Source organism: Amycolatopsis sp. NPDC058986, assembly GCF_042741125.1.
GTDB lineage: Bacteria > Actinomycetota > Actinomycetes > Mycobacteriales > Pseudonocardiaceae > Amycolatopsis.
Genome location: NZ_JBHYJW010000069.1, coordinates 22,349 through 46,226, shown reverse-complemented (window position 1 = coordinate 46,226; position 23,878 = coordinate 22,349). Strand labels below are relative to the sequence as shown.

The 23,878-nt window shown below is 69.4% G+C and carries 28 protein-coding genes; 24 read left to right on the top strand and 4 right to left on the bottom strand.

Going from position 1 to position 23,878, the window contains the following annotated elements:
* Positions 1 to 87: 87 nt before the first annotated feature.
* The 3 genes from ACFW0G_RS38985 to ACFW0G_RS38975 form a co-directional block, all read right to left on the bottom strand.
* On the bottom strand, positions 88 to 732 hold the full coding sequence (locus tag ACFW0G_RS38985; protein WP_378330541.1) for a response regulator: 645 nt from the start codon (positions 730 to 732) through the stop codon (positions 88 to 90).
* A gap of 7 nt (positions 733 to 739) precedes the next feature.
* Positions 740 to 1,825 carry a sensor histidine kinase gene (locus ACFW0G_RS38980; RefSeq protein WP_378330543.1) on the bottom strand — a complete coding sequence of 362 codons (1,086 nt, stop codon included), beginning with the start codon at positions 1,823 to 1,825 and terminating at the stop codon, positions 740 to 742.
* Between the two features lie 124 nt (positions 1,826 to 1,949).
* Positions 1,950 to 2,855: a UbiA family prenyltransferase gene (locus ACFW0G_RS38975; RefSeq protein WP_378330540.1), complete on the bottom strand. Its 906-nt coding sequence runs from the start codon at positions 2,853 to 2,855 to the stop codon at positions 1,950 to 1,952.
* 451 nt (positions 2,856 to 3,306) lie between these two features.
* On the opposite strand from ACFW0G_RS38975, the gene ACFW0G_RS38970 reads away from it, so the two are divergent.
* The 24 genes from ACFW0G_RS38970 (at position 3,307) to ACFW0G_RS38855 (ending at position 23,116) form a co-directional block, all read left to right on the top strand.
* Positions 3,307 to 3,594: a cupin domain-containing protein gene (locus tag ACFW0G_RS38970; RefSeq protein ID WP_378330539.1), complete on the top strand. Its 288-nt coding sequence runs from the start codon at positions 3,307 to 3,309 to the stop codon at positions 3,592 to 3,594.
* On the top strand, positions 3,591 to 4,859 hold the full coding sequence (locus tag ACFW0G_RS38965) for a beta-ketoacyl-[acyl-carrier-protein] synthase family protein (RefSeq protein ID WP_378330538.1): 1,269 nt from the start codon (positions 3,591 to 3,593) through the stop codon (positions 4,857 to 4,859). Before ACFW0G_RS38970 ends, ACFW0G_RS38965 begins: the two co-directional genes overlap by 4 nt.
* Positions 4,856 to 6,094, top strand: a complete 1,239-nt coding sequence (locus ACFW0G_RS38960) for a beta-ketoacyl synthase N-terminal-like domain-containing protein (RefSeq protein WP_378330537.1) — start codon at positions 4,856 to 4,858, stop codon at positions 6,092 to 6,094. Before ACFW0G_RS38965 ends, ACFW0G_RS38960 begins: the two co-directional genes overlap by 4 nt.
* A 13-nt stretch (positions 6,095 to 6,107) precedes the next feature.
* On the top strand, positions 6,108 to 6,392 hold the full coding sequence (locus ACFW0G_RS38955; protein WP_378330536.1) for an acyl carrier protein: 285 nt from the start codon (positions 6,108 to 6,110) through the stop codon (positions 6,390 to 6,392).
* A 1-nt stretch (position 6,393) separates the two neighbouring features.
* Entirely contained in the window at positions 6,394 to 6,909 is a 516-nt protein-coding gene (locus ACFW0G_RS38950) for a hypothetical protein (RefSeq protein ID WP_378330535.1), read from the top strand.
* A 2-nt stretch (positions 6,910 to 6,911) separates the two neighbouring features.
* Positions 6,912 to 7,868 carry an SRPBCC family protein gene (locus ACFW0G_RS38945; RefSeq protein ID WP_378330534.1) on the top strand — a complete coding sequence of 319 codons (957 nt, stop codon included), beginning with the start codon at positions 6,912 to 6,914 and terminating at the stop codon, positions 7,866 to 7,868.
* Positions 7,865 to 8,785 (top strand): DNA-3-methyladenine glycosylase family protein, encoded by a 921-nt coding sequence (locus tag ACFW0G_RS38940; RefSeq protein ID WP_378330533.1) that lies wholly within the window; start codon positions 7,865 to 7,867, stop codon positions 8,783 to 8,785. The genes ACFW0G_RS38945 and ACFW0G_RS38940 overlap by 4 nt, the downstream gene beginning before the upstream one ends.
* Positions 8,782 to 9,255, top strand: coding sequence for a hypothetical protein (locus tag ACFW0G_RS38935; RefSeq protein ID WP_378330532.1), 474 nt, complete (start codon positions 8,782 to 8,784; stop codon positions 9,253 to 9,255). The genes ACFW0G_RS38940 and ACFW0G_RS38935 overlap by 4 nt, the downstream gene beginning before the upstream one ends.
* Positions 9,252 to 9,971, top strand: coding sequence for an SDR family NAD(P)-dependent oxidoreductase (locus tag ACFW0G_RS38930; protein WP_378330531.1), 720 nt, complete (start codon positions 9,252 to 9,254; stop codon positions 9,969 to 9,971). The genes ACFW0G_RS38935 and ACFW0G_RS38930 overlap by 4 nt, the downstream gene beginning before the upstream one ends.
* A gap of 7 nt (positions 9,972 to 9,978) precedes the next feature.
* A complete protein-coding gene (locus ACFW0G_RS38925; RefSeq protein ID WP_378330530.1) occupies positions 9,979 to 10,707 on the top strand; it encodes an SDR family NAD(P)-dependent oxidoreductase in 729 nt (242 codons plus the stop codon).
* A 1-nt stretch (position 10,708) separates the two neighbouring features.
* On the top strand, positions 10,709 to 11,008 hold the full coding sequence (locus ACFW0G_RS38920) for an antibiotic biosynthesis monooxygenase family protein (protein ID WP_378330529.1): 300 nt from the start codon (positions 10,709 to 10,711) through the stop codon (positions 11,006 to 11,008).
* Positions 11,005 to 11,331, top strand: a complete 327-nt coding sequence (locus ACFW0G_RS38915) for an antibiotic biosynthesis monooxygenase family protein (protein ID WP_378330528.1) — start codon at positions 11,005 to 11,007, stop codon at positions 11,329 to 11,331. The genes ACFW0G_RS38920 and ACFW0G_RS38915 overlap by 4 nt, the downstream gene beginning before the upstream one ends.
* Complete coding sequence (locus ACFW0G_RS38910) at positions 11,328 to 12,383, top strand: methyltransferase (protein ID WP_378330527.1); 1,056 nt, start codon at positions 11,328 to 11,330, stop codon at positions 12,381 to 12,383. The genes ACFW0G_RS38915 and ACFW0G_RS38910 overlap by 4 nt, the downstream gene beginning before the upstream one ends.
* 117 nt (positions 12,384 to 12,500) lie before the next feature.
* Positions 12,501 to 12,881: a SchA/CurD-like domain-containing protein gene (locus ACFW0G_RS38905; RefSeq protein WP_378330526.1), complete on the top strand. Its 381-nt coding sequence runs from the start codon at positions 12,501 to 12,503 to the stop codon at positions 12,879 to 12,881.
* Complete coding sequence (locus ACFW0G_RS38900) at positions 12,874 to 13,620, top strand: SDR family NAD(P)-dependent oxidoreductase (protein ID WP_378330525.1); 747 nt, start codon at positions 12,874 to 12,876, stop codon at positions 13,618 to 13,620. Before ACFW0G_RS38905 ends, ACFW0G_RS38900 begins: the two co-directional genes overlap by 8 nt.
* A gap of 12 nt (positions 13,621 to 13,632) precedes the next feature.
* Complete coding sequence (locus tag ACFW0G_RS38895; RefSeq protein ID WP_378330524.1) at positions 13,633 to 14,514, top strand: NAD(P)-dependent oxidoreductase; 882 nt, start codon at positions 13,633 to 13,635, stop codon at positions 14,512 to 14,514.
* Positions 14,511 to 15,467 (top strand): amidohydrolase family protein, encoded by a 957-nt coding sequence (locus ACFW0G_RS38890; RefSeq protein WP_378330523.1) that lies wholly within the window; start codon positions 14,511 to 14,513, stop codon positions 15,465 to 15,467. Before ACFW0G_RS38895 ends, ACFW0G_RS38890 begins: the two co-directional genes overlap by 4 nt.
* Before the next feature lie 22 nt (positions 15,468 to 15,489).
* The gene (locus tag ACFW0G_RS38885; protein ID WP_378330522.1) at positions 15,490 to 16,653 is read left to right on the top strand and encodes an acyltransferase family protein; all 1,164 of its coding nucleotides are present in this window, start codon (positions 15,490 to 15,492) and stop codon (positions 16,651 to 16,653) included.
* A 12-nt stretch (positions 16,654 to 16,665) separates the two neighbouring features.
* Positions 16,666 to 16,992 carry a TcmI family type II polyketide cyclase gene (locus tag ACFW0G_RS38880; protein WP_378330521.1) on the top strand — a complete coding sequence of 109 codons (327 nt, stop codon included), beginning with the start codon at positions 16,666 to 16,668 and terminating at the stop codon, positions 16,990 to 16,992.
* Complete coding sequence (locus ACFW0G_RS38875) at positions 16,989 to 18,590, top strand: acyl-CoA carboxylase subunit beta (protein ID WP_378330520.1); 1,602 nt, start codon at positions 16,989 to 16,991, stop codon at positions 18,588 to 18,590. Before ACFW0G_RS38880 ends, ACFW0G_RS38875 begins: the two co-directional genes overlap by 4 nt.
* Entirely contained in the window at positions 18,587 to 18,772 is a 186-nt protein-coding gene (locus tag ACFW0G_RS38870) for an acyl-CoA carboxylase epsilon subunit (RefSeq protein ID WP_378330519.1), read from the top strand. The genes ACFW0G_RS38875 and ACFW0G_RS38870 overlap by 4 nt, the downstream gene beginning before the upstream one ends.
* 115 nt (positions 18,773 to 18,887) lie before the next feature.
* A complete protein-coding gene (locus ACFW0G_RS38865; RefSeq protein ID WP_378330518.1) occupies positions 18,888 to 19,493 on the top strand; it encodes a hypothetical protein in 606 nt (201 codons plus the stop codon).
* 14 nt (positions 19,494 to 19,507) lie between these two features.
* Complete coding sequence (locus tag ACFW0G_RS38860; RefSeq protein ID WP_378330517.1) at positions 19,508 to 21,640, top strand: MMPL family transporter; 2,133 nt, start codon at positions 19,508 to 19,510, stop codon at positions 21,638 to 21,640.
* A 6-nt stretch (positions 21,641 to 21,646) separates the two neighbouring features.
* On the top strand, positions 21,647 to 23,116 hold the full coding sequence (locus tag ACFW0G_RS38855; RefSeq protein WP_378330516.1) for an MFS transporter: 1,470 nt from the start codon (positions 21,647 to 21,649) through the stop codon (positions 23,114 to 23,116).
* Positions 23,117 to 23,189: 73 nt separating this feature from the next.
* On the opposite strand, the gene ACFW0G_RS38850 is transcribed toward ACFW0G_RS38855, so the two are convergent.
* Complete coding sequence (locus ACFW0G_RS38850; protein WP_378330515.1) at positions 23,190 to 23,699, bottom strand: hypothetical protein; 510 nt, start codon at positions 23,697 to 23,699, stop codon at positions 23,190 to 23,192.
* Positions 23,700 to 23,878 lie beyond the last annotated feature (179 nt).

Below are 23,878 nucleotides of genomic sequence, written 5' to 3'. Positions count from 1 at the left end.
GCCCGGCCTCCGTGCCCCGGGACCCCGGGGGTAACGAAGGCCGGACGCATGACATCGGCGGGCGGATGGAGGCCGGTCGTGTCCGCTTCAGTTCGGGCGAGGGGACCGCGAACCCGGGTTTGCCTGATCTGCCCGGTAGTACTTGTTGACGGCGTCGATCCGGGACACCGCGCCGAGCTTGCCGAACACGTTGTACAGATGCCGCTTCACCGTCGCTTCGGAGATGTTGAGCCGACCGGCTATCTGCGAGTTGCTCATCGCCAGCGCCGTGAGCTCCATGACCTCCTGCTCCCGGGTGGACAGCACGTCCGGCGCCTGCTTGTCGTTGTGCAGCAAGGATCCCCGTGAGACGGACAGGATCACCTGGTTGGGACGCCCTGCCGTGCTGCGGATGGCGGTCAGCAGTTCCAGTCGCGTGACGCTTTTGAGCAGGTAGCCGCCCACGCCGAGTTCGACGAGCCGGTTCACCAGCGCCGGGTCGTCGTGCATGCTCAGGATGATGATGGTCGTTCGCGGGGAGGCGACGCGGATGCGGGCCGCGGTCTGCAGGACGTGCGAGCCCGGCATCTCCACGTCCAGCAGGACGATGTCCGGGTGCTCGCGCCGGACCACTTCGACACCGTCGTCGCCGTTCGCGGCTTCACCGACGATCTCGAAGTCCTCTTCGAACTCCAGGATCTGCTTGACGCCGTCCCGGAACAACGCGTGGTCGTCGACGAGTACGACTTTCATCGGGCCTTCAGTCACTGTCGTCCGCCCGGTGTCTCAGGGGGATGAGTAGCTCGACCCGCGTCCCCCGGCCTGGCTGGCTCGTGATCACGAGGTCTCCCTCCAGCAGCGAGGCGCGCTCGCGCATCGCCGACAGGCCGGCGGTGCGCGAGCCGGGTGCCCTGCCGCAGAGATCCACCCCGACCCCGTCGTCTTCGATGAATGCGTAGAGCTCGTTCGGCGTGATGTTCACCTGGACGAGCAGCCCGCTCGCCTGGGAGTGCAGCACGGCGTTGCGGATGGCTTCGCGAATGATGAGGAACGCTTCGCTGTGGATCTCCGGCGACAGGTTGGATTCGTCTCCGTTGACCCGCAGGGCGTGGTCCATCCGGGCGGGCTTGTTGTGTTCGAGGTAGGCCTGCAGTGAGCGCTCGAGCCCGCCCTCCGGTTCCCAGCTGCGTAGGTCCGAAACCAGCGCGCGGACGTCTTTGAGGGTGTGCCGCAGGATCGACTCCGCCCGGTCGACACTTTCGTCGGCGCGGGCGATTTCGGTCGGCCGCACGGCGGTGGACAATTCGATCTGGCGGTGCGCGCCGGCGATGTTACCGCCGATCCGGTCGTGCACCTCCCGGCTGATCCGCTGCCGTTCCCGCAGGTGCGCCTGCTCGATACTTCGTAGCAGGAAACCCATGTACGAACTCGATGCCATCCGGATCCGTTGGGAGACCAGTTTGTTCGTGGCGATCGTGAGCGTCAGCAGTGCCTCGGTCGGCTCGTCCTCGGTCTTGAGGTAGTCCGCGCAGACCACGGTGATCACCTCGAACAGCGCCATCGCGGCCCGCAGCGATTCGCTGGGGTGAATGCGGCTGGACGCACGGGAGGTGCCGATTTTCTTCGACAGTCCCAGGTCGAAAACTTTCTGACCGCGCAGTGTTCGCGCGATATCGCCGATGATCGAACCGGCCTGCCGGAGACATTCCTCGCGCGTGTCCGGATCCTTGAGCAGGCGGCTTCCCATGAGCTGCAGTTGATGCTCGTAGCGGAGCAGAATGGAATTGCATTTTCGATCGAGAATGTCAGCTGCGAGCGCGCGAGCCGAATCTCCCAATTCGGACACCTCCCCCAAGTGTTACTCCGAAGTTGCGCTCTCCCTTGCCAGGGGTCGGCGCTGCTCGTGACAATAACAGAGGGTGTGCTCGGCGGTGGGCGTACTGGTAACGACTGCGCGACGATCCCGCCGATCAAACGGACAGAACGGACAGTGTGGCCGCATATTGGCTGACCATGAACGCCCAGTACGGCGTACGTGGGTGACTTTCTGTTCGGCGGTTCATCGCGAGGAAGGTGACACCAAGGGACCCGGTCAGCAGGGTGGCGGCGGAAAAGCGCATGGCCGGCGCCCAGGCCCACGCGGCAATGGTGAACGAAACTGCTACGCAGAGTGCGGACCCGGATACCACGACACTTGCCACCCGTTGCCCGAAAATGGCGACCAATGTCCGGCGTCCGGCAGCGGTGTCCCCTTTCACGTCCGAGAAATCCTTTGCCACCGAGCCGACGCCACCCATCCACGCGGACATCGCCGCGGTGAGCACCATGATGTCGGGGCTGGGGAGATCACCGCCGCCGAGCAGGAAGCCCGCCAGGAAGGTCAGGGCGCCGCCGAGCGTGGTCACCACCGCCGCACCGAGGTAGTGCCGCTTGAAGCCGAACCCGGGCGCCGAGTACAGGTAGCCGAGGGCCAGCAGGGCCAGTACCAGCAGGGCGAAGACCGGGCCGGCGCGCAGGCCGCAGAGCACCGCCGCGCCCGCGAAGGCGCGGCACCAGCTCAGCGCGGTTTCCCTGGGCAGGTCGCCGCGGGCGATCGGGCGGTTCCGCTGTGACGTCCGGTCCTCGACGATGTCGGCCGCGCCGTTGTACAGGTACACGAAGACCACCGCGCACCACCATGCCAGGCCGCCCGCCAGCAGCGTTTCCGACGAAATGTCGTGCCGGAAGGGGCCGGCGAGCGCGAGGCCGGCGAGGAGCCGGACGCAGAAGATGACCTGCACGACGGGACGGGCTTCGAGCAGGCAGTCGCGCAGGGTGCCGGCCAGCGTGGCCGGGCGAGGGGTGCTGACAACGCGTGCGGTCGGTTCGACGGACATACGGATCCCCCTGATCGGTGACGGGTTCGGGTCCCCCGGAAGGGTGAGGTGACGGGATTCGCGGCTCGCGCCGTTCATCGGGCGGGCTACAGATCTATCCCGGAAAGGCAGGGGTAAAAAGCGTCTCGCGGTGTAGCCCGGCTACAACCTTCGACTCATTCCGGGGTGGTCCCACGATTCATTGTCGAATCCGTGATGATCAGGTAATCGGTATTCCCCTGTCATTTTGATGCCATCGTCGCGCTCTTTCATTTCGGTGGATTCGCTTGCAAGCTGGTCGTACGTGAATCGTCGACGAAGCAATTCTGCGCAACCATAGGAGACGCTCGTGGCCGCATCGGGTCTTAAGCCGATTTCCATGCTCGACGTTCCCGCCGACACGCGGCGAGGCGGCGAGATCCGAACGCTTCTGTCGCCAAGGACCGTCGGATCCACTTCCGGGTTCCTGGGCGTGGCGACTGTCGCCCCCGGCGACTACATCAGTTCCCACCTGCACCCCTATTCCGAGGAGTTCGTCTTCCTCGTCCGCGGCGCGCTGCGCTGTGACCTCGGCGACGAGTCCGTGGACCTCGCCGCGGGGGAGGGGCTGCTGGTGCCGGAGAACACCCCGCACCGGCTGGTCAACACCGGCACCGTGGAGGCGTTCCTCGTCTTCCACCTCGGCCCGCTCGCGCCCCGGCCCGAACTCGGCCACATCGACCTGGAGGAGCACACGGACCGCCGGGAGGTCCGGTCATGACCGGGAGACGAGTGGCGGTCACCGGCGTCGGCGTGGTCGCACCCGGTGGCATCGGGGCCAAGGCGTTCTGGTCGCTGCTGGTGGACGGACGCACGGCCACCCGGCGGATCACCCGGTTCGACCCGGCCTCGTTCCGCTCCCAGATCGCCGCCGAGTGCGATTTCGACGCCGGGGAAATGGGCCTGACCGCCCGCGAGATGCGGCGGATGGACCTGTACGTGCAGTACGCGCTGGTCGCCGCGCGGGAGGCGGTCGACGACTCGGGGCTCGACCGCGACGGCATCGACCTCGACCGGGTCGGCACCGCCATGGGCACCGCCGTCGGCGGCACCGTGCTGCTGGAGGACGAGTACCTGCCCGCCTCGGACAACGCCACCCGCTGGTCGGCTGACCTGAGGTTCCTGCACCCGTTCATGTACGACGCGCTCGTCCCCAGCAGCCTGGCGGCGGAGATCGCGGGCACCTTCCGGGCTGGCGGGCCCGCCGCGGTCGTGTCCACCGGCTGCACGTCGGGGCTGGACGCCATCGGGCACGCCTGCGCGGTGATCGCGGACGGGGAGGCCGACGTGATGATCGCCGGCGCGGCCGAGTCGCCGATCTCGCCGATTTCGGTGGCCTGTTTCGACGCGATCAAGGCGACGTCGCCGAACAACGCCGAGCCCGCCACCGCGTCCCGGCCGTTCGACCGCAGGCGTGACGGTTTCGTGCTCGGCGAAGGCGCGGCGACGCTGGTGCTCGAAGAGTACGAATCGGCACGCAGGCGCGGTGCGCACATCTACTGCGAGGTCTCGGGATTCGCCAGCACGGGCAACGCCCACCACATGACGGGCCTGACCGCCGAAGGGATCGAGATGTCCGAGGCGATCGACCGCGCCATGCGTCAGGCGCGGCTGAACCCGGAGGACATCGGCTACATCAACGCGCACGGCTCGGGCACGAAGCAGAACGATCGGCACGAGACCGCGGCGTTCAAGCGCAGCCTCGGCGAACACGCCTACCGGGCGCCGGTGAGCTCCATCAAGTCGATGGTCGGGCACTCGCTGGGCGCCATCGGCTCGATCGAGGCCGCCGCGTGCGTCCTGGCCTTCGCCAACGACGCGGTGCCACCGACGGCCAATCTGCACGAGCCGGATCCGTTGTGCGACCTGGACTACGTGCCGATCGAGGCCCGGACGGCGCATCTCGACCACGTGCTGACCGTGGGCAGCGGTTTCGGCGGCTTCCAGTCGGCACTGCTGCTGAGCAGGGAGCTGGTGAATCGATGAGCTTCAGGATGGTGATCTCGGGCATCGGCGCGGTCACCCCGATCGGGGCGAGCACGGCGACGTATTGGGACGCGGTGCGGAAAGGAGTGTCGGGTCTCGGCTGGATCAGCCGCTTCGACCTCACCGACTACCCGTGCCGGGTCGGCGGCGAAGTGCACGACATCGACATCGCCGAACACGTGCTGCCCCGTATCGCCGTGCAGACCGACCGCTGGACCCAGCTCGGCCTGGTCGCCGCCGGGCAGGCGCTCGAGGACTCCGGGCACCGGACTCCCGGTGAATGCCCCTACGACACCGCGGTGATCACGGCCAGCAGTTCGGGCGGCAACGAGTTCGGCCAGCGCGAGATCCACAAGCTGTGGTCCGACGGCCCGCACGCCGTCGGCGCCTACCAGTCCATCGCCTGGTTCTACGCGGCGACGACCGGTCAGATCGCGATCAAGCACGGGGCCAAGGGCCCGTGCGGGGTACTGGCCACGGAATCCGCGGGCGGACTGGACGCGATCGGGGCGAGCAGGCGAGCGCTGCGCCGCGGGGAGGTGCGCGCCGTCGTCACCGGTGCGACCGAGGCGCCGATCAGCCCGTACGCGCTGGCCTGTCAGCTGCGCGGCGGTCGGCTGTCCCTTGTGGACGATCCGATGACGGCGTACCAGCCGTTCTCCGCCACGGCGGCAGGGCACGTGGTCGGCGAGGGCGGCGCGATGCTGCTCGTCGAGGAGCTGTCCCGCGCGCTCGGCCGTGGCGCGGAACGGATCTACGCGGAGGTCGTCGGCTACGCGGCCACGCACGACGGCCGGCCGACGACGGTCCGGCCGACCGGCGACGGCCTTGCCAGAGCCGCGCGCGTGGCGATCGCCGACGCCGGAGTGCGGCCGGACGACGTGGACGCGGTGTTCGCCGACGGCGCCGCGACCCCGGAGCTGGACCAGGCGGAGGTCGCGGCGCTGCGGGCGGTGTTCGGCGCCAGGCAGGTCCCGATCTGCCTGCCCAAGACGCTCGTCGGCCGGATGTACGCGGGCTCGCCCGCGCTGGACGTCGCGACCGCCGCCTTGGCGCTCTACCACGGAGAACTGCCGCCGTCGCCGGTCGTCGAGAAAGCGCCGTGGGCGAGCGACCTCGACCTGGTCCACGAGCTGCGGGCCGCGGACCTGCGTCACGTAGTCGTGCTGGCCAGGGGATACGGCGGCTTCAACGCCGCGGTCGTCCTGCGCCGGCTCGGGAACAACGAAAACTGACAGGAGAGGCACCATGAGCATCACGTTCGACAAGGCGAACCTGGAGACCGGTGAGCTCGTCGCGCTGCTGGCGGAACTGATGACCCAGGGCGGGTTCCCCACCACGGCCGCGGCGCTGGCCGAAACACCGGAAGCCGACTACGAGACGTGGGGGCTGGACTCGCTCGGTCACCTGGAGCTGATGGCCACGCTGGGCCGCCGGTTCGGGGTCACGATCACCGACGCGGACGCCGAACGGCTCAAGACGCCGTCCGCCACCCTGCGGTTCCTGGCCGCCCTGCCACGTCAGGACGGCTGAGATGCCCGCCACGTCGGCGCTGGCCGGCCACGTCGTTCCCGGGCTCGACGGGACCACAGTGGACTTCGATGCCCGCCGTGGTGCCCCGCTGGTCGTGATCCTGGGCAACCGGCACACCCAGAAGGCGGGCCACGAGATCATCGAGGCACTGCGTTCGCACCCGGCGACCATGTCGGTCCCGGTCGTGCAGGTGGCCTGCCTTCGCGACGTTTCCCAGCCACTGCGGGCGATGGCGCTCCGGCACATCGCCGCCGGCTACCGCGGCCAGCTGGCCGACCTCGCCGCGCGACGGGCCGCGCTGGGCGCGCCCCCCGCCGACGAACCGGCGCTGCTGACCATCGCGCTGGACTGGCACGGCGAGGTGACCGGCGGCTTCGGTTTCACGCCCGCCGACCGCACCCCGGTCGTCCTGGTGCTCGACAGCGACCAGCGACTGGTCGCGCGCATCACCGAACCCCACGCCTTCGCGGCGATCAAAGCCGCGCTGGCCCCGGCCTCCGTCGAAGGGACTGTGTAGGAATGGCCGTCCGTACCGAGAATTCCGTCCACCTCAACGCGCCGTTCGAGCTGGTATGGGACATCACCAACGACGTCCCCGGCTGGCCACGGCTGTTCAGCGAATACGCCGCCGCCGAAGTCCTCGAGACCAGGCCCGGCTACGTCCGGTTCCGGCTGACGATGCACCCCGACGAGCAGGGCCGCGTGTGGAGCTGGGTGTCCGAGCGCGAGCTCGACCGCGCCGCCCGCACCGTCGTGGCGCGCCGGGTGGAGACCGGGCCCTTCGAGTACATGAACATCCGCTGGACGTACGAACCCGACGCCCGCGGCGGCACGGTCATGCGCTGGACCCAGGAATTCCGGATGAAACCCGGCGCGCCCCTCGACGACGCCGGGATGCGCGAGCGGATCGACACCAACAGCGTCATCCAGCTGGAGCTGATCAAGAGGACCATCGAGGAGGCCGCGGTGGCGAAGAGCCTGCGCGGCGTCGTTCTCCCCGGTGCGGGCGGCACCGAGGTGGATCTGTCCGAAAAGGCCGGACGACCGCTCGTCGTCGTGCTGGGCAACCGGATCACCCAGAAGGCGGGCCACGACCTCGTCGACGCGCTCCGCACGGACCCGGTCACCGCCGAGGTGCCGATCGTCCAGGTGGCGCACCTGCAGGGGGTGCCACGCAGCCTGCACCGGATCGCCGAGCGCGACATCGCTTCCGGCCGGGCCAGACAGGTGGAACGGGCGGCGCGGCTGCGCGCGGCGGCCGGCCTGCCCGCCGACGGCGAGGACGAGGCGATCGGTCTCGCTCTCGACTGGCAAGGCGTGCTCGGTGCCGAACACGCCTTCGGCGCCAGGGACAAGGCACCACTGACCCTCGTCACCGATCCCTACCTCTCCGTCGTCGCCACGATCCGCGCCACCGACGCGCTGCCGGGCATCCGCGCCGCGTTGGACCCGATCACCGCCAAGGAGGCGTCATGACCTCGACACTGGACCCGACGAAGCTCGCCGGGGAACTGCCCGCCGCGCAGCCGTTCGACCTGCGGACGTCCATCCGGTTCCTGGAGGGCTTCGGCGCCTGTAAGGGCGACCAGGTGATGACCGCGGACAGCCTGACCAAGGCCATCGCCGTCGACGGCCACGCGGTGGTCTTCCAGGTGACGCCCAGCCGGCACGGCGTCGACTACGTCCTGCATTCCGACCGCCCCCTCTCGCGCGGCACGCACGACCAGGTCTGCGACAAGATCGACGGCTACCTCAGCCTGTCCGACGACCTCCGGGAGTTCTACGCGCTTGCCGCGGAGGACCACCCGGGTTTCGCCAGGCTGGTGAAGAACCTCTGGGGCCTGCACCAGGTCCGATTCCTGACGGTCGCGGAGATCGGCGTCTGGGCCGTGCTGTCGCAACGCACACCGAAGAACGTCTCGGTGGCGCTGAAACGCCGGATCACCGGGCTGTTCGGGCGGAAGCTCACCGTGGACGGCGTCGAGTACCAGGCGTTCCCCGAGCTGGCCGACCTGCAGCACCTGACCGCCGCGGACTGGGCCGGGATCGTCAAGAACGGGCGCAAGGCGGAATACCTGGCCTGCCTCGTGGACGGGCTTCTCGACCTCCACGAGGACTACCTCGCCGAGGCTCCGTACGACGAAGCCACCGAAGCGTTGCGCAGGATCAAGGGCATCGGTGAGTTCTCCGCGGCCGCGATCCTCTTGCGCGGCCTCGGCCGGATGGACTTCGTGCCGCTGGAGATGCCGAACTTCGCCAAGGCGACGGCGGCGATCTACGGCGAGGGCTACGACAACCAGAGGCTGCGCGACCGGTACGGAAGGCACCTGGGCTACTGGGCCTACTACCTGCACACCGGTCTCGGCGCCCTGCGGAAGGAAGCGTTGTCATGAACCGGCTTCCCGTCAGTCTGACCCAGGACTTCGAACTGATGCCCGCCGAGGCGAGGGCGCAGGTCCTCTTCATCAGCAAGACCCGGCTGACACTCAAGGGTTTCCTCACCGGCGGGCCGCTGGTGTGGAAGATGATGCGCCGGCTCAAGCGCACCCCCGGTTTCGTGTTCCACAAAGGACTGTTCAGGTTCCCGCTGACCACCGGTGCGATCGCGTTCTTCGAGAGCTTCGAGTCGTTGCAGGAATTCGCCCGCTCGCCCGAGCACATGGCACTCGTCAAGTGGGGCAAGGTGCCCGGCAGGGTGCGCGGCGGCTTCATCCGGATCATGCGGACCGCGCCGACCGGCAGCGGCTTCGGCGACTGGATCAACCCGGCGGAGCAGGAGTCGCTGGACCGCAGGCGGTTGATCCCGATCGTGTCACGCGAGACCGACTGGGACCACGAACTCACCACAGGGAGAACGGCATGACACGCACGGCACTGGTCACCGGCGCGAGCCGGGGCATCGGGCGGGCGGTGGTGGACCGGTTGCTCGCCGACGGCGTCCGCGTGTGCGGCCTGTACCGCACCGAGGGCGAAGCCGCGGGGCTGCTGGCCAAGGAACTGGAAGCCGCTTCCCCCAAGGGACTCGCGCTCGCGTGCGATGTCTCGTCCCCGGCGCGGGTCCGCGACGCCGTCGGCCGCTGCGCCGAGGAGTTCGGCGGCATCGACATTCTCGTCAACAACGCGGGCGTGGCCCCGTTTTCGCTGCTGGAGAACCTGGAACCGGAGCAGTGGGAGGCGACCTTCGCCACCAACGTCACCGGGCCGTACCTGGTCACGAGGGCGGCGCTGCCGCACCTGCGGCCCGGCGGCAGCGTCGTCACGATCACCTCCGGCCTCGGCATCACCGGTGCCCCCGGCAAGACCCACTACGCCGCGAGCAAGGCCGCGCTGATCGGGTTCACCAAGGCGCTGAGCCGGGAGATCGGCCGGCGCGACGTCCGCGTCAACGCCATCGCCCCCGGAATCATCGAAACCGAGATGTCCGCGCCGAACGCCGAACTGCGGGCCCGTTACGAGGGGCAGTGCGCACTGGGCCGGATCGGGCAGCCGTCCGAGCTGGCGGAGGTCGTCGCCTTTCTCGCCGACCACCGCTCTTCCTACGTCAACGGCCAGACGCTCATGGTCGACGGGGGGATGTGAGAGACCCATGACCGGAATCGACCTGACCGGCAAGACCGCGCTCGTCACCGGGGGCACCCGTGGCATCGGCCGGGCCACCGCGCTGACACTGGCGCGGCACGGCGCCACGGTCACCGCGGTGGGCACCCGGCCCAGCGCGGCCGCCGAAGAACTGGCCGACGAGCTCAAGACACTGTCGAGCGAGCACACCGTCGCCTTCGCCGACGTGTCCGATCCGACCGAGGTCGCCGCGCTCGCGGAGCGGGTGGGCGCACTGGACATCGTGGTGAACAACGCCGGCGTGGTCAGCAGCGCCTCGGTGCTGGATCTCGACCTCGACGAGTGGCACCGCGTGGTGGACACCAACCTCACCGGCATGTTCCTCGTCGTCCGCGCGGTGCTGCCCCGGCTCGCCGACCACGCGTCCATCGTCAACATCACCTCGGCGGTGGCGTGGGTCGGCATGCCGGACCGCGCGCACTACACCGCGGCCAAGGCCGGGGTGCACGGCCTGACCCGTTCCCTCTGCAAGGAACTCGGCCGGCGTCACGTCCGCGTGAACAGCGTCGCGCCGGGCATCGTCGAGACCGACCAGGTGTCCGGCCTGACGCCCGAACAGCGCACGCGCTACGCGAACCTGGCCGCGCTGGGACGGCTCGGCCGCCCCGACGACATCGCCGACACGGTGCTGTTCCTCGCGGGGGACCTCGCCCGGTTCGTCAACGGCGCACTGCTCTATGTGGACGGAGGCATCTGAGATGGCCGTCCGGATGACCTTGACGATGCGGGTCGGCCGCGCCGACGCCGAGGAGTTCATCGACCGGTTCGAGACCGCGGCCACCTATGCCGCGGGGGTGCCCGGCTGCCTCGGCCAGGAGATCACCGCGCGAAACCTGGACGCCGACACCACCGAGTTCGTGATCACCAGCGAGTGGACGGACAAGGAGTCCTTCCACCGCTTCGAAACCAGCGAGGAACAGGACAGGGTCACCGCCCCGCTGGCCGCGCTGCGCCGCAGCGCCCGCATGGAACTGACCGAGATGGGAGCACCGCAGTGACCGCACGAGTGATGGTTCTCGCCCGAATCCGCGAGGGCGACGAGGCCGGGTTCGAGGCCGCCTACGCGGAGGTGACCGCGAAGGTCGCCGGGACGCCCGGCCACATCCGCGACGAACTGCTGCGGCCCGCCGACGGCGACGACCGCTACATCCTGCTTTCCGAGTGGGAGACCTCGGCCGCGTTCCTGGCCTGGGAGGACGCGCCGATCCACAAACAGACCACCACGCCGCTGCGCCCGTACTGGGCGGGTGCGGTCGAGCGGAACATCCACGAAGTGGCGCCCGATTCGTACCGCGCAGACGCGAAGGAGAGCCGGTCATGACCGCGATCAACGAGATCGAGGGCCTTGTCGCCGATCCGCCGGACACCGCGCTCCTGCCGGAGTCCGCGCAGATCCTGCTGATGGCGACCGGAAAGTGGGTGGCGCAGGCGCTCTACGTCGCCGCCAAACTCGGTATCGCCGACCTGGTGGCGGACGGGCCGAGGACGCCGGCCGAGCTCGCCGCCACCACGAACACGCATTCCCGATCGCTGCACCGGATCCTGCGTGCCATCGCCAGTGTCGGCGTGTTCGCGGAGGACGCCGAAGGCCGCTACGGGCAGACTCCGCTGTCGGAGTACCTGCGTGACGATGTCCCCGGCTCGCTGCGTCAGGCCGTCATCTTCTTCGGCGAGGACTTCACCTGGCGGCCGTACGGCCGGATCCTCGAGACCGTCCGCACCGGGACCCCGGTGTTCAACCGGATCAACGACGTGCCGGACATGTTCGCCTACATGGGACGGAACCCCGAGAGCCAGCGGATCTTCGACGCCGCGATGCTGGCGCTGTCCGGCGACTCGATCAGCGACATCACCGAACGGTACGACTTTTCCGGGGCGGGCAAGGTCGTCGACGTCGGCGGCGGGCGGGGCTTCCTCGTTTCGGAGATCCTGAAGGCGAACCCCGCGACCACGGCGGTCCTGTTCGACCAGCAGTCCGTTGTGGACAGTGCGGTCACCGGGGAGTTCGGCGACCGCGTGACACTGGTTCCCGGCTCGTTCTTCGAAACGGTGCCCGGCGGCGGTGACACCTACATCCTCAAGAGCGTCCTGCACGACTGGAACGACGACCAGTGCGCGGAGATCCTCGGCAAGGTCCGCGCGGCGATCGGGGATCGGCCCGGCGCCAGGGTGCTGGTGATCGAGGCCGTCGTCCCACGGCTCAACTCCTGGGGCTTCGCGAAGTTCATGGATGTGGAAATGATGGTCAACGTCGGCGGCGTCGAGCGCACCGAGGCGGAGTGGCGCGCGTTGTTCACCCGCGCCGGTTTCGCCCTCGACCGGATCGTCGAGATCACGCCGCCGAATTCGATCCTGGTGGGCCGCCCCGCATGAGGACGGCCGCCCGGGTCGTGCACTGGTTCGCCTTCTACGGCGCGGGTCTGCTCGGGCTCCCGGATCCCCGCCACTGGCGGGACCACTACGACCACTATCAGGAGGAGGACAACAACGATGTCTCAGCAGTGGGCACTGACCTGGAACGTCAAGCCGGGAACCGAGGAGACGGTGGTCCGGTTGTTCGAGCGCAGTGGCCGGCCTGACCATGTCGTGCGCGACGGCGACGGGAAGGTCGTCGGCCTGCTCAAACGGACCTCGGTGTTCATGCGGCAGAACACCGTCGTCCGCGTGATCGAGTTCGACGGCGAGTTCATCGACGTCGCCCGGCACATGGGCAGGCAGCGGGAAGTCCGTGAGCTGGAGCGGCAGCTGGATCCGTACCTGGAAGCGGAGCGGGACATGTCCACTCCCGAGAAGACCGCGGCCTTCTTCGCCGCGGCGAGCATGCGGTGCGTCCTCAGCCGCCGCCATGACGAGGAGACCTCCGATGGCTGAGCGGATCGCACTCGTCGTCGGTGGTTACGGCGGCATCGGCAGGGCGGTCTGTGACCAGCTGGGTGCCAAGGGCGTCACACTCGCGGTCGCGGGCCGGACGCGGGACAAGGCGGAGCTGGCCTGCAAGGAACTCGGGGAGCGGGGGAGCACCGCTTACCCCTACGTCGTCGATCTGGCCCAGAAGTCCACAGTGGACGAACTGGTCGCGGACGTCACCACCGAGCTCGGCCCGGTCGACGTGCTGGTCAACCTGGCGGCGATCGACGCGAACGGGCCGGCGGTGGACGTCGAGCCCGGCGAGTGGGACAGGGTCATCGGCGTCAACCTGTCGGGCAGCTTCTGGCTGGCGCAGGCCGTCGGCCGCCGGATGGTCGCCGGGGACCGGCGGGGCCGGATCGTGCTCCTGTCCTCGACCCGCGCGGAATTCGGTGGCAGGCGGGGGTTCTCCGCGTACGGAGCGTCGAAGGCCGGTGTCAACCTGCTGGTGAAACAGCTCAGTACGGAGTGGGCTGCGCACGGCGTGACCGTGAACGGCGTCGCGCCCGGCTTCGTCCCGACCGGGCTCACCGCGGGCGTGGACGAGCGGTTCACGGAGATGATGCTCCGCCGGATCCCGGCGGGCCGGTTCGCGACTCCGGGCGAGGTGGCCGCGGCCGTGACGTTCTTCGCCTCGCCGGAGGCCGGTTTCGTCACCGGGCAAGTGCTGTACGTCGACGGCGGCGTGACCGCCAGTTCGTGAAGGAGGACTGTCATGACTTCGACCATCGCCGTGCTGGGTACCGGTGCGATGGGGGCCGCGATGGCACACCGGCTGCTGGCGGCGGGCCACGAGCTGCGGGTGTGGAACCGCACTCCGGAAAAGCTGGTGCCGTTGCTGGAACTCGGCGCGTTCGCGGCGGGCACCCCGGCCGAGGCGGCCCGCGGCGCGGACGCGGTCCTCGTCAGCCTGGCCCATGCCGGCGCCGTGGAGGAGGCCGTGTTCGGCCCGGACGGTGCCGCCGTCGGCCTGCGGGAAGGAGCGTTGCTGCTGGATGCCAGCACGACGTCCGCCGAGGCGGCCCGCGACTTCGGTGACCGCGCGGAGAAGGCGGGTTTCCGGTTCGTGGAGGCGCGTGTCCTCGGCAACCCGAACCATGCCAGGGCCGGTGAACTGCGGACGCTCGTCGGTGGCCCGGCGGAGTACGTCGCGGCGGCGCGTCCGCTGCTGGCGGACCTGAGCAAGGACGTGAACGTGCTGGGCGCGTGGGGGACCGGTGCGCAGATGAAGATCGCGCTCAACCTGTTCCTCGGCGTGCAGCTCGCCGGGCTGGCGGAGGCGGTGGACATCGGCGAGGCCGCGGGGCTCGATCGGGCGACCGTGCTCGGTGTGCTCGGCGGCAGCGGCTACAGCTCGCCGGTGGTGGCGTTCCGCTGCATGCTCGCCCAAGCCGGCCGCCTGGAGCCGGCGGCGTTCCGGCTCGACCTGATGGCCAAGGACCTCGGGCTGGCCCTCGATCTGGCCAAGGCGAGCGGGGTGGCGGCACCGGTGACCGAGGCCTCCGGCGACCTGTTCCGGCAGGGCGCCGAACACGGTCTCGGGCACCTGGACGCGGTGGCCGTCGTGCGGCCCGCGCACCTGGCGGTGCCGGCATGATCATCGACGTCCACGGGCATGTGACGGCGCCCGAACTGCTGGCCAGGTACCCGATGCCGCCGAGTCTCGGGGACATCGGGGGGATGATCGAACGCAAGCTGGCGGCGGGTGTCGGCCTGACCGTCGTCGGCAGCCCGGTCGGGTTCGGCACCATGACCCGCATTCCTGGGCTGGACAACTACGCCCAGCCCGCGGACAGGCTCGCGGCCTTCCACGACTGGATGGGGGAGACGGTCCGGGCGCATGCGGGGCATCTGCTCGCATACGCCTACGTGAACCCGTTCGGAACCGACGCCGAGCTGGCCGCGGCCGCGGAGCTGGTGCGCCGACCGGAGTTCGTCGGCTTCATCGTGAATACCTCGGTGCGCGGAAAGTTCCTGGACGACACCGGCGCCGACGGCTTCTTCGAGCTGGCGGCCGAGGCGGGGGTGCCGATCATGCTGCACCCGCCCGCCGAACCGGTCGGTTCGGGCGCGCTGCGGCACTTCGGGCTCGTCGAACAGCTGGGCCGGTTCTCCGACGTGCACCTCGGCCTGGCCACGTTGATCATGAGCGGCAGGCTGGAACGCGATCCGGGCCTGCGCGTCATCGCGGCCACCGGCGGCGGTGCGCTCGGCCTGCTCGCCGACCGGCTGGACCTGGCGCACGCGCCCCGGCACTGGAAGGCCTCCGGCGGTCCCGCGCTGCCCCGGCGGCCGAGCGGCTACTTCTCCCAGATCTGGGTCGACACGGCGTCGCACAGCTCGCATGCCCTGCGTACCAACGTGTCCGTGTTCGGTGCCGGGCACGTGGTGTTCGGCACCGACACCCCGCCGCTGCCGCACGAGGTCGGCGACCTCGTCCGCGCGGTCACGGAGCTGGATCTGTCCACAGAGGACACCAACGCGATATTGGCAGGCAACGCCGTCCGGCTGCTCGGGCTGTCCGAGGAACAGACGCGCGCGGCCGCCTGAGGCGAGAAACCGAGGAAGGCTCATGACCTCCACCATCCCCGAGACCGGGGCCGTGGCGACGCCGCCGGCCCCGAAAACCGTCAAGATGCGGCTCACGACGCTGCCCGGTCTCCGGGTGTTCGCCTCGCTGACCGTGTTCATGGACCACTCCCTGCTGCCACTGCCCGGCGTCAACCCGTTCGCGAACCAGGCCTTCGGTGACGGGCTGGAGGCCGTGTTCCGGGTCGCCGCGTTCGGCTGCGTCTCGTTCTTCTTCGTGCTCAGCGGATTCCTGCTCACGTGGCTCGCGAAACCCACCGACACCTACGGCGGCTTCATCCGCCGCCGGCTGGTCCGTATCTACCCCGGTCACCTGGTCACGATGCTGATCTGCCTGGTGGGTGTCGGCGCGACGCTCGGGCAGGTGCTGCCGAACGTCTTCCTGGTGCAGTCCTGGGTGCCGCGCTACGACATCTGGGCCGCGCTCAACGGGTCCACCTGGTCGCTGGCCTGCGAGATCCCGTTCTACCTCGCGTTCCCGTGGATCCTCAAGCAGGTCAACCGGATCGCCCCTGGCCGGCTGTGGTGGTGGGTCGGCGGCATCGTCGCGGCCGTGCTGGTGATCACCAGCGTCTCGCACTACCTGGTGCCGGGCACGCCGGCGTTCCCGTTCTCGTCCCCGATCGGGATGACCCAGTTCTGGATGGTCTACACCGCGCCACCCACGCGCATGCTGGACTTCGTGCTCGGCATGGTGATGTGCCGGATCATCAAGACCGGCCGCTGGATCAACCTCGGGCTGCTGCCCGCCGCGGGCATCTACGTCGTCGCCGCCGGGCTCGGGCTCCTGCTGCCGTTCACCTACGAGCTGTCCTTCGTCGAGATCCTCCCGGCGGCGCTGCTGGTCGCCGCGGCGGCCGCGACGGACGTGAAGCACAGGCGCTCCCTGTTGCGGGGCAAGGTGTGGGCGAAGCTCGGCGACATGTCCTATGCGTTCTACCTCGTGCACGGAATCGTGGTTTTCGGCGGGGGAACGTTGCTGCGCAACGGAAAGCTGTTCTCGATCCCCGCCGCGTTCGGGATCATCGCGATCGATCTGCTGGCCAGTCTCGTGCTGGCTTGGCTGCTCTACACCTTCGTGGAGAAGCCGATCCGCACCCGCTGGGCGGTGGCCCGGCCCCGGAAAAAGACGCCCGCCACAACCTGATTGGACACACCCATGACGAGCACACTGATCGTGGCCAGGATGACACCGGACGCGGCGGACCGGGTCGCCGGTATCTTCGCCGAGTCGGACCGGACCGCGCTGCCCGGGCTGGTCGGCGTCACGCGCCGGCAGTTGTTCCGCTACCAGGGCCTCTACTTCCACCTCTTCGAGACCGATGAGGGCGGGCCGCAACGCGTCGAGGACGTACGCGGTCACGAGCTTTTCGTCGACGTCAACGAGAAACTCGCGGAGCACATCAAGCCGTACGACGAGCGGACCTGGCGGTCGCCCCGCGACGCCATGGCCGAGCGGTTCTACCACTGGTCGGTGCGATCGTGACCGCCGTCGACGAACGGCTCGAGCGGGACTTCGCGTCGTCGCCGGCGACGGTTCCGGTCGCGGCGCGGGTCGCCGAACTTGCCGGTCTGCGCCGGTCGATCGCCGAGGGTGTCCCCCGCGCGACCGCGGCCCAGCACGCGAAGGGAAAGCTGACCGCCCGCGAACGCATCGCGCTCTTGCTGGACGAGGACAGCTTTCAGGAGGTGGAGCCGTTTCGCAGGCACCGAGCCACCGGCTTCGGGCTGGAGGACCGGCGGCCGCACACCGACGGCGTCGTCACCGGCTGGGGCACCGTCGAGGGACGCACGGTGTTCGTGTTCGCGCACGATTTCCGGATCTTCGGCGGCGCGCTCGGCGAGGCCCATGCCGAGAAGATCCACAAGGTGATGGACCTGGCGCTGGCGGCGGGCGCGCCGATCGTCGGCCTCAACGACGGGGCGGGCGCGCGGATCCAGGAGGGGGTGAGCGCGCTCGCCGGGTATGGCGGCATCTTCCGGCGCGCGGTCGCCGCGTCCGGGGTGATCCCGCAGATCTCCGTGATGACCGGCCCGTGCGCCGGTGGTGCCGCCTACGCTCCCGCGCTGAGCGACTTCGTGTTCATGGTGCGGGAAACCTCGCAGATGTTCGTCACCGGCCCGGACGTCGTCGAGACGGTCACCGGCGAGAAGGTGACCCACAACGAGCTCGGCGGCGCGGATGTGCACGCGGGTGTCTCCGGTGTGGCGCACTTCAGCTACGACGACGAGCGGACGTGCCTGGAGGACGTCCGGTACCTGATCTCGCTGCTGCCGGCGAGCAACCTCGAGAAGCCGCCCGCGGTCACCGCCGGCGATCCGATCGACCGTGGCAGCGAGCGGCTGCTCGGCCTCGTCCCCGCCGAGGCGGCCCTGCCGTACGACATGCGGGACGTGATCACGGAGATCGTCGACGACGGCGAGTACCTCGAAGTGCACGAGAGCTGGGCGACGAGCGTGCTCTGCGTTTTGACGCGGATCGGCGGTCAGGTCGTCGGTGTGGTGGCGAACCAGCCGCTGACCCTGGCGGGTGTGCTGGACATCCACTCCGCGGAGAAGGCGGCCCGCTTCGTCACCACGTGCGACGCGTTCAACATCCCGCTGGTGACCCTGGTCGACGTTCCGGGGTTCCTGCCCGGCGTCGACCAGGAGCACAACGGCATCATCCGGCACGGCGCGAAACTTCTCTACGCCTACTGCAACGCCACGGTGCCCCGGATCCAGGTGATCGTGCGGAAGGCCTACGGCGGCGCGTACATCGTGATGGACTCGCGGTCCATCGGCGCCGATCTGTCGTACGCCTTTCCCACCAACGAAATCGCCGTGATGGGAGCGGAGGGCGCGGCCAATGTCGTGTTCCGCCGGGAAATCGCGGCCTCCGCCGATCCGGCCGCGACCAGGGCACGGCGGATCGAGGAGTACCGCGGTGAGCTGATGCACCCGTACCACGCCGCGGAACGCGGGCTCGTCGACGACGTCATCGATCCACGCCACACCCGCGAGATCCTCGTGCGTGCGCTGCGGATGCTGACCGGGAAGACGGCGGCCCTGCCGCGTCGCAAGCACGGGAACGTGCCGACATGAGCGACGACCCGGCGGTGCGGATCCGGCGGGGCAACCCGTCGGACGAAGAGATCGCGGCTCTGCTCGGCGCACTGTGCGCGTTGCTGGAGCGAGGGGCCGGGCCCGCGGCACCGGCCCCTCCCGAACCGGCGCCGTGGACCCGTCGCGAGCCATGGCGTGATTCCGACAGTATCTGGTGGTGATTTCCCCGACGGCAGGAAACTGCCAGTCCGGAACATGCCAGCTTGCCCCTGTTTCCCGTGCACGCGAAAGCCGGGCAGACTCGAGTATGCCGGAAAAGTGAAGGAGACAAGCACCGTGTCCCGATTTCGGAAAGCCGGCGTGTCGGCGGTCATCGTACTGGCCGTCGCGTTCGGTGCGTCGGCCGCCTTTCTCGGCGGAACGGCCGAAACGCCGGCGCGAGCCGCCGGGAACAGTATTGTCGGGCGGCCGGCTCCGTTGTCCGGAAAGCTCATCGTCGACGCGGAGGTGCCGCCGGTGGGGACCGCCCGCGTCGAATACACCGGCTCGGCCGCGGAATGCGATTTCCTGCACCAGAAGTACCCCGGCGGTGTGCCGCAGGCAGGATGCGTCAACACGGCCACGTTCAGCACGACCGGGGCCACCCGGACCGTGCGGCTGTGCTCCGCGTACAGCTGCGACGCCTGGCACGCCGGAGTCGACTTCGAGCTGCGCCAGGACGGCCCGGTCCTTTCGGCGAGTGGTGGGATCTGCCATTACGGTGGATTCGCCTACGACGCACTGAAGGACTGGGTGTCCTATACCGGGAACGGGACCGGCACTGTTTCCGTCGCCGCCGATTTCTACGTGATCATCGCGGGAATCCCGATCACCGTGGAATGGCATGTCCGGATCACCAACCGCGCCGGCGGTTCGTGGCACGTCAGCGTCCAGCACACCTGAGGAGGGCTGAAACCATGGTGCGTGGACTCGCGGCCCTGCCCAGCGGGCGCCGGGGAAAATGGGTGACTCTCGTCGCGTGGATCCTGCTGCTGATTCCGGCGTTCTCGCTGGCTGGAATGCTCGGCTCGGCGCAGAAGAACGACATTTCCGCGTGGCTGCCGAGCTCGTCGGAATCGGCGCGATTCGTGGCCGCCGCGCAGAAGTTCGGCTCAGGCGGCACGATGCCGGCCAGCGTCGTCTACTCGCGGCCGGGCGGGCTGAGGCCCGCCGACGTGGAGAAGGCCAACGCGGACGCGGCCGTCTTCCAGCGGCTCGAGGACGTCACCGGGAAAGTGCAGCTGCCGCTTGTCGCCGACGACCTCGAGGCCGTGGAGACAGTGGTGCCGGTCCGGGTCGGGGAATCCGGCTGGACAGGGATCGCCAAGGTCGTAGACCGGCTCAAGGCGGTCGCGGCGGCTAACGGTGACGGGCTCGTCAGTCACGTCACCGGACCTGGTGGCTACGCCGCGGACTCCGGCAGGGCGTTCGGCGACGCCGACCTGCTGATGATCGTCGCCGTGGTCGTGGTCGTCGCGATTCTTCTCTTCACCTACCGGAGCCCGACGTTGTGGCTGCTGCCGGTGATCTCCGCGGTGGCCGCGGTCTTCACCTCGGAGGCTGTCATCGCCGTGCTCGCGAAGTACGCCGGTGTCGTGGTGAACTCGCAAAGCAGCTTCATCCTGAGCGTGCTGGTGTTCGGCGCGGCGACGGACTACGCGCTGTTGCTGATCGCCCGGTACCGCGAAGAACTCCTGGTGCATTTCGATCGGCACGAGGCCATGGCCCGTGCGCTGCGCCGTTCCGGCCCGGCGATCTTCGCCAGCGCCGCCACGGTGGCGGTGAGCCTGCTCGTCCTGTTGCTCGCCACCGTGAACTCCACCCAGGGGCTCGGCCCGGTCTGCGCTGTCGGCATCGTGGTCGCCCTGCTGGCCATGACCACGCTCCTGCCCGCGCTGCTCGTCATCTGCGGGCGCTGGGTCTTCTGGCCGGTCAAACCGTCCTTCGGCGCGCTCCCGCCGTCCCGCGCCGGTGTGTGGGGACGGGTCAGCACGTTCGTCGCCGCCAAACCCCGGTGGATCTGGGCGGGCACGGCCGCGGTGCTCGGCTCGTTCGCGCTGGCCATGATCGGCATGCACGCGGAGGGTATTCCGCAGGACCGCCAGTTCACCAAGGTCACCGAAGCCGTTCTCGGTGACCAGCTGCAATCGCGGCACTTCCCGGCGGGTGCCGGGAACCCGATCTGTACGGTCGTCAGTTCGTCCACTTCGGACGAAGTGCGGCTGGCGCTGTCCCTGCTGCCGACCGTGGCGACCGTCGTGCAGCTGGACGCCAAGGACGGCAGGACCCTTGTCCTGGCCACGCCGCGTGCAGGTGCGGGAAGCCCGGAGGCGCTGGCGACCGCGCGGCAGGTGCGCGACGTCGTGCACGGCGTCAAGGGAGCGGACGCCCAGGTGGGCGGCGGCCCGGCGATAACGCTGGACATGCAGGACGGGGCCGCGCGCGACGCGTGGGTTGTCATCCCGGCGATCCTGCTGGTGGTGTTCGGCATCCTCGTCCTGCTACTGCGGGCGGTGATAGCGCCGCTTGTGCTGGTCGGCACCGTGGTGCTGTCCTACGGCGCCACGATGGGCATCAGCGTGCTGGTGTTCGACCACGTCTTCCACTTCGGCGGTATGGACGCCGCCTTCCCGTTGCAGGCGTTCACGTTCCTGGTGGCACTGGGCGTGGACTACAACATCTTCCTTGTCACCCGGGTCCGGGAGGAGTCCCTGCGGACCGGTACCCGGCGTGGCGCGCTGACCGGCCTGACCGCGACCGGCGGCGTGATCACCTCGGCGGGGCTCGTGCTGGCCGGCACGTTCGCGGCGATGGCCTCGCTGCCCATGGTGTTCGCCGCCGAGCTCGGATTCACCGTCGCGCTCGGCGTGCTGATCGACACCTTCGTGGTCCGCTCGGTGCTGGTCACCGCGCTGACTCTCGACCTGGGGGAGGCCATGTGGTGGCCCCGCCGGGTGAAGCCCGCCCCACCCGCTGCCGATGTAGGGCAGGAACTGGCCTACTCCGGAGCTAGCGTCACCGATGTTCGGTTCGAAGAGCAGGAAAGGTAGAGACGGATGACCATCGCCCCCACTGCTGTGGCACCCACAGCGTCCCCCGTGGCGGACAGCCGCCGCTGGCTCGCCCTCGCGGTGGTGATGACCGCCGCCTTCATGGATCTCGTCGACGTCACCATCGTCAACATCGCGGTACCCAGCATCCAGCGTGACACCGGCGCCTCCTTCAGCGCCGTCCAGTGGATCACCGGCGGTTACGCGCTGGCCTTCGCGCTGGGCCTGATCACCGGCGGCAGGCTGGGTGACATCTTCGGCCGCAAGCGCCTGTTCCTGCTCGGTATCGCCGGCTTCACGGTCGCGTCGGCGCTCTGCGGTCTTTCCGCGAGCCCGGACATGCTGGTCGTCTCGCGCATCCTGCAAGGAGTCGCGGGCGCCATGATGGTGCCGCAGGTGCTGTCCATCATCCACGTCACCTTCCCCGCCGAGGAGCGCGGCAAGGTGTTCGGCATGTACGGCGCGATGGTCGGCCTCGGCGCGGTCGCGGGCCCGCTGCTCGGCGCGCTGCTGACCCAGTGGAACATCTTCGGCCTCGAATGGCGTCCGATCTTCCTCGTCAACCTGCCGATCGGTATCGCGGGCCTCGTGCTCGGCGCCAGGTTCATCACCGAGTCCAAGAGCCCCAACGCCTTGCGCGTCGACATCGGCGGCACGGTGCTGGCCACGGCGGGCCTGCTGCTGGTCCTGTTCCCGCTGACCCAGGGCGAGCAACTGGGCTGGCCACTGTGGACGTTCGTCAGCATGGCCGCGGGCGTCGTGGTGTTCGGCCTGTTCCTCGCCTTCGAGCGGCGGAAGACCGGCTCGCCGCTGGTCGTCCTCTCGCTGTTCCGGATCAAGAGCTTCGCCGCCGGCATCGCGGTCCAGCTCGTCTTCGGCGCCACCACCGGCATCTTCTTCCTGATCTGGACGCTGTACATGCAGACCGGGCTGGGCTGGGACACCCTGCAGGCCGGGCTGACCGCGGTGCCGTTCTCCCTCGCCGTCGGCGGTGCCGCCGGGATGTCCGTCGCGTTGCTCGTGCCGCGGTTCGGCCGCAAGGTCCTGCAGGGCGGCGCGCTCGTGATGAAGGCGGGGGTGCTGATCTACATCCTGCTGGTCTCGTGGCTCGGCACCGGCATCACCACGTGGGAGATGATCCCGGCATTGCTGGTGATGGGCTTCGGGATGGGCCTCATCATCTCGCCGATCACCGACGCCATCCTGTCCGACGTGCCCGCCGAACACTCCGGCTCGGCGTCCGGCCTGATCAGCACCGTGCAGCAGCTCGGCTGGGCCTTCGGGCTCGGCCTGGTCTCGATCGCGTTCTTCGGTGCCGTCGGCAAGGTCCCACCGTCCGGCGCCGATCGCGCGTCGGTCTACAGCACGGCCTTCGGGAACGGGCTGTGGTGGGTCGTCGGCGGCCTGACGCTCGCGTTCGTCCTGATGTTCGCGCTGCCCAAGAAGATCCGGCAGGCCGAGCAGCCGGCCGCCTGAGCCATCTGAATGACACGAGTCCCCCGGGTGGGCCCCCAACCCCCGGGGGACTCGTGTGTTTCGCGGTGAGCCGTCAGCGAAGAAGGCCGCGGACCCGTAGCCCGGTGCTGGTGAAGAAGGCGACCGTCTCGGCGTCCGCCGGTCCGCCGGCGCACCACACGGTGGCCAGCCGCGAACCGAGTCTCGCGTGCAGCGCCGGCAACGAGGCTCGGCGTGACTCCGCGTCGTGGCCAGGATCGCGCTGCAGTCCTTCGAAGACCGCGAGCGTGGCGATCGGGCCCGCGGCGAGTTCGCGTTCGAGCGTCCGGCGGATCAGGCACAGCAGATCGGTGCGGACGGCGAGGTCGGTCGCCTGTACGGCGCCGAGTTCGTCCAGCACGGCGCCGGCTTCGAGCGACCGCGCGCAGTGGAATCGCCCGCCCGCGGCCACGACGGACCGCGCGGCGTCAGCCGACTCGCCGACGTCCTCCGGCGGCAATGCCGCCATGAACAGGGTCGCGGCGTCGAAAGGATTCCTTGGCGGGGCCGCGAATTCCTCGGTCGATCCGGCCAATGCCAGCACCAGATGGTGGGGAGTGACCACCTCGGCCGCGATTTCGACGGCACGCGCCAGCTCCGCACGGCTGAACCCGGCATCGGCCGAGCCCAGTACGACGGGAGCGGCCGGTGGCGGGCCCCGGGGAAAGGACCCCGGGGGCCGCCAACCGCCCCGCAGAGAAACAGTTAATAAGAGGAAGGGGGAACCGGGGGACCCCGCCCCGC

What these genes read in the sequence shown, in the direction of transcription:
- ACFW0G_RS38940 (WP_378330533.1), top strand. Translation starts at nt 7,865, where the DNA reads ATGACCTCGACACTGGACCCGACGAAGCTCGCCGGGGAACTGCCCGCC.
- ACFW0G_RS38925 (WP_378330530.1), top strand. Translation starts at nt 9,979, where the DNA reads ATGACCGGAATCGACCTGACCGGCAAGACCGCGCTCGTCACCGGGGGC.
- ACFW0G_RS38860 (WP_378330517.1), top strand. Translation starts at nt 19,508, where the DNA reads ATGGTGCGTGGACTCGCGGCCCTGCCCAGCGGGCGCCGGGGAAAATGG.
- ACFW0G_RS38930 (WP_378330531.1), top strand. Translation starts at nt 9,252, where the DNA reads ATGACACGCACGGCACTGGTCACCGGCGCGAGCCGGGGCATCGGGCGG.
- ACFW0G_RS38945 (WP_378330534.1), top strand. Translation starts at nt 6,912, where the DNA reads ATGGCCGTCCGTACCGAGAATTCCGTCCACCTCAACGCGCCGTTCGAG.
- ACFW0G_RS38985 (WP_378330541.1), bottom strand. Translation starts at nt 732, where the DNA reads ATGAAAGTCGTACTCGTCGACGACCACGCGTTGTTCCGGGACGGCGTC.
- ACFW0G_RS38870 (WP_378330519.1), top strand. Translation starts at nt 18,587, where the DNA reads ATGAGCGACGACCCGGCGGTGCGGATCCGGCGGGGCAACCCGTCGGAC.
- ACFW0G_RS38880 (WP_378330521.1), top strand. Translation starts at nt 16,666, where the DNA reads ATGACGAGCACACTGATCGTGGCCAGGATGACACCGGACGCGGCGGAC.
- ACFW0G_RS38955 (WP_378330536.1), top strand. Translation starts at nt 6,108, where the DNA reads ATGAGCATCACGTTCGACAAGGCGAACCTGGAGACCGGTGAGCTCGTC.
- ACFW0G_RS38895 (WP_378330524.1), top strand. Translation starts at nt 13,633, where the DNA reads ATGACTTCGACCATCGCCGTGCTGGGTACCGGTGCGATGGGGGCCGCG.
- ACFW0G_RS38905 (WP_378330526.1), top strand. Translation starts at nt 12,501, where the DNA reads ATGTCTCAGCAGTGGGCACTGACCTGGAACGTCAAGCCGGGAACCGAG.
- ACFW0G_RS38855 (WP_378330516.1), top strand. Translation starts at nt 21,647, where the DNA reads ATGACCATCGCCCCCACTGCTGTGGCACCCACAGCGTCCCCCGTGGCG.
- ACFW0G_RS38975 (WP_378330540.1), bottom strand. Translation starts at nt 2,855, where the DNA reads ATGTCCGTCGAACCGACCGCACGCGTTGTCAGCACCCCTCGCCCGGCC.
- ACFW0G_RS38950 (WP_378330535.1), top strand. Translation starts at nt 6,394, where the DNA reads ATGCCCGCCACGTCGGCGCTGGCCGGCCACGTCGTTCCCGGGCTCGAC.
- ACFW0G_RS38935 (WP_378330532.1), top strand. Translation starts at nt 8,782, where the DNA reads ATGAACCGGCTTCCCGTCAGTCTGACCCAGGACTTCGAACTGATGCCC.
- ACFW0G_RS38900 (WP_378330525.1), top strand. Translation starts at nt 12,874, where the DNA reads ATGGCTGAGCGGATCGCACTCGTCGTCGGTGGTTACGGCGGCATCGGC.
- ACFW0G_RS38920 (WP_378330529.1), top strand. Translation starts at nt 10,709, where the DNA reads ATGGCCGTCCGGATGACCTTGACGATGCGGGTCGGCCGCGCCGACGCC.
- ACFW0G_RS38960 (WP_378330537.1), top strand. Translation starts at nt 4,856, where the DNA reads ATGAGCTTCAGGATGGTGATCTCGGGCATCGGCGCGGTCACCCCGATC.
- ACFW0G_RS38885 (WP_378330522.1), top strand. Translation starts at nt 15,490, where the DNA reads ATGACCTCCACCATCCCCGAGACCGGGGCCGTGGCGACGCCGCCGGCC.
- ACFW0G_RS38910 (WP_378330527.1), top strand. Translation starts at nt 11,328, where the DNA reads ATGACCGCGATCAACGAGATCGAGGGCCTTGTCGCCGATCCGCCGGAC.
- ACFW0G_RS38890 (WP_378330523.1), top strand. Translation starts at nt 14,511, where the DNA reads ATGATCATCGACGTCCACGGGCATGTGACGGCGCCCGAACTGCTGGCC.
- ACFW0G_RS38965 (WP_378330538.1), top strand. Translation starts at nt 3,591, where the DNA reads ATGACCGGGAGACGAGTGGCGGTCACCGGCGTCGGCGTGGTCGCACCC.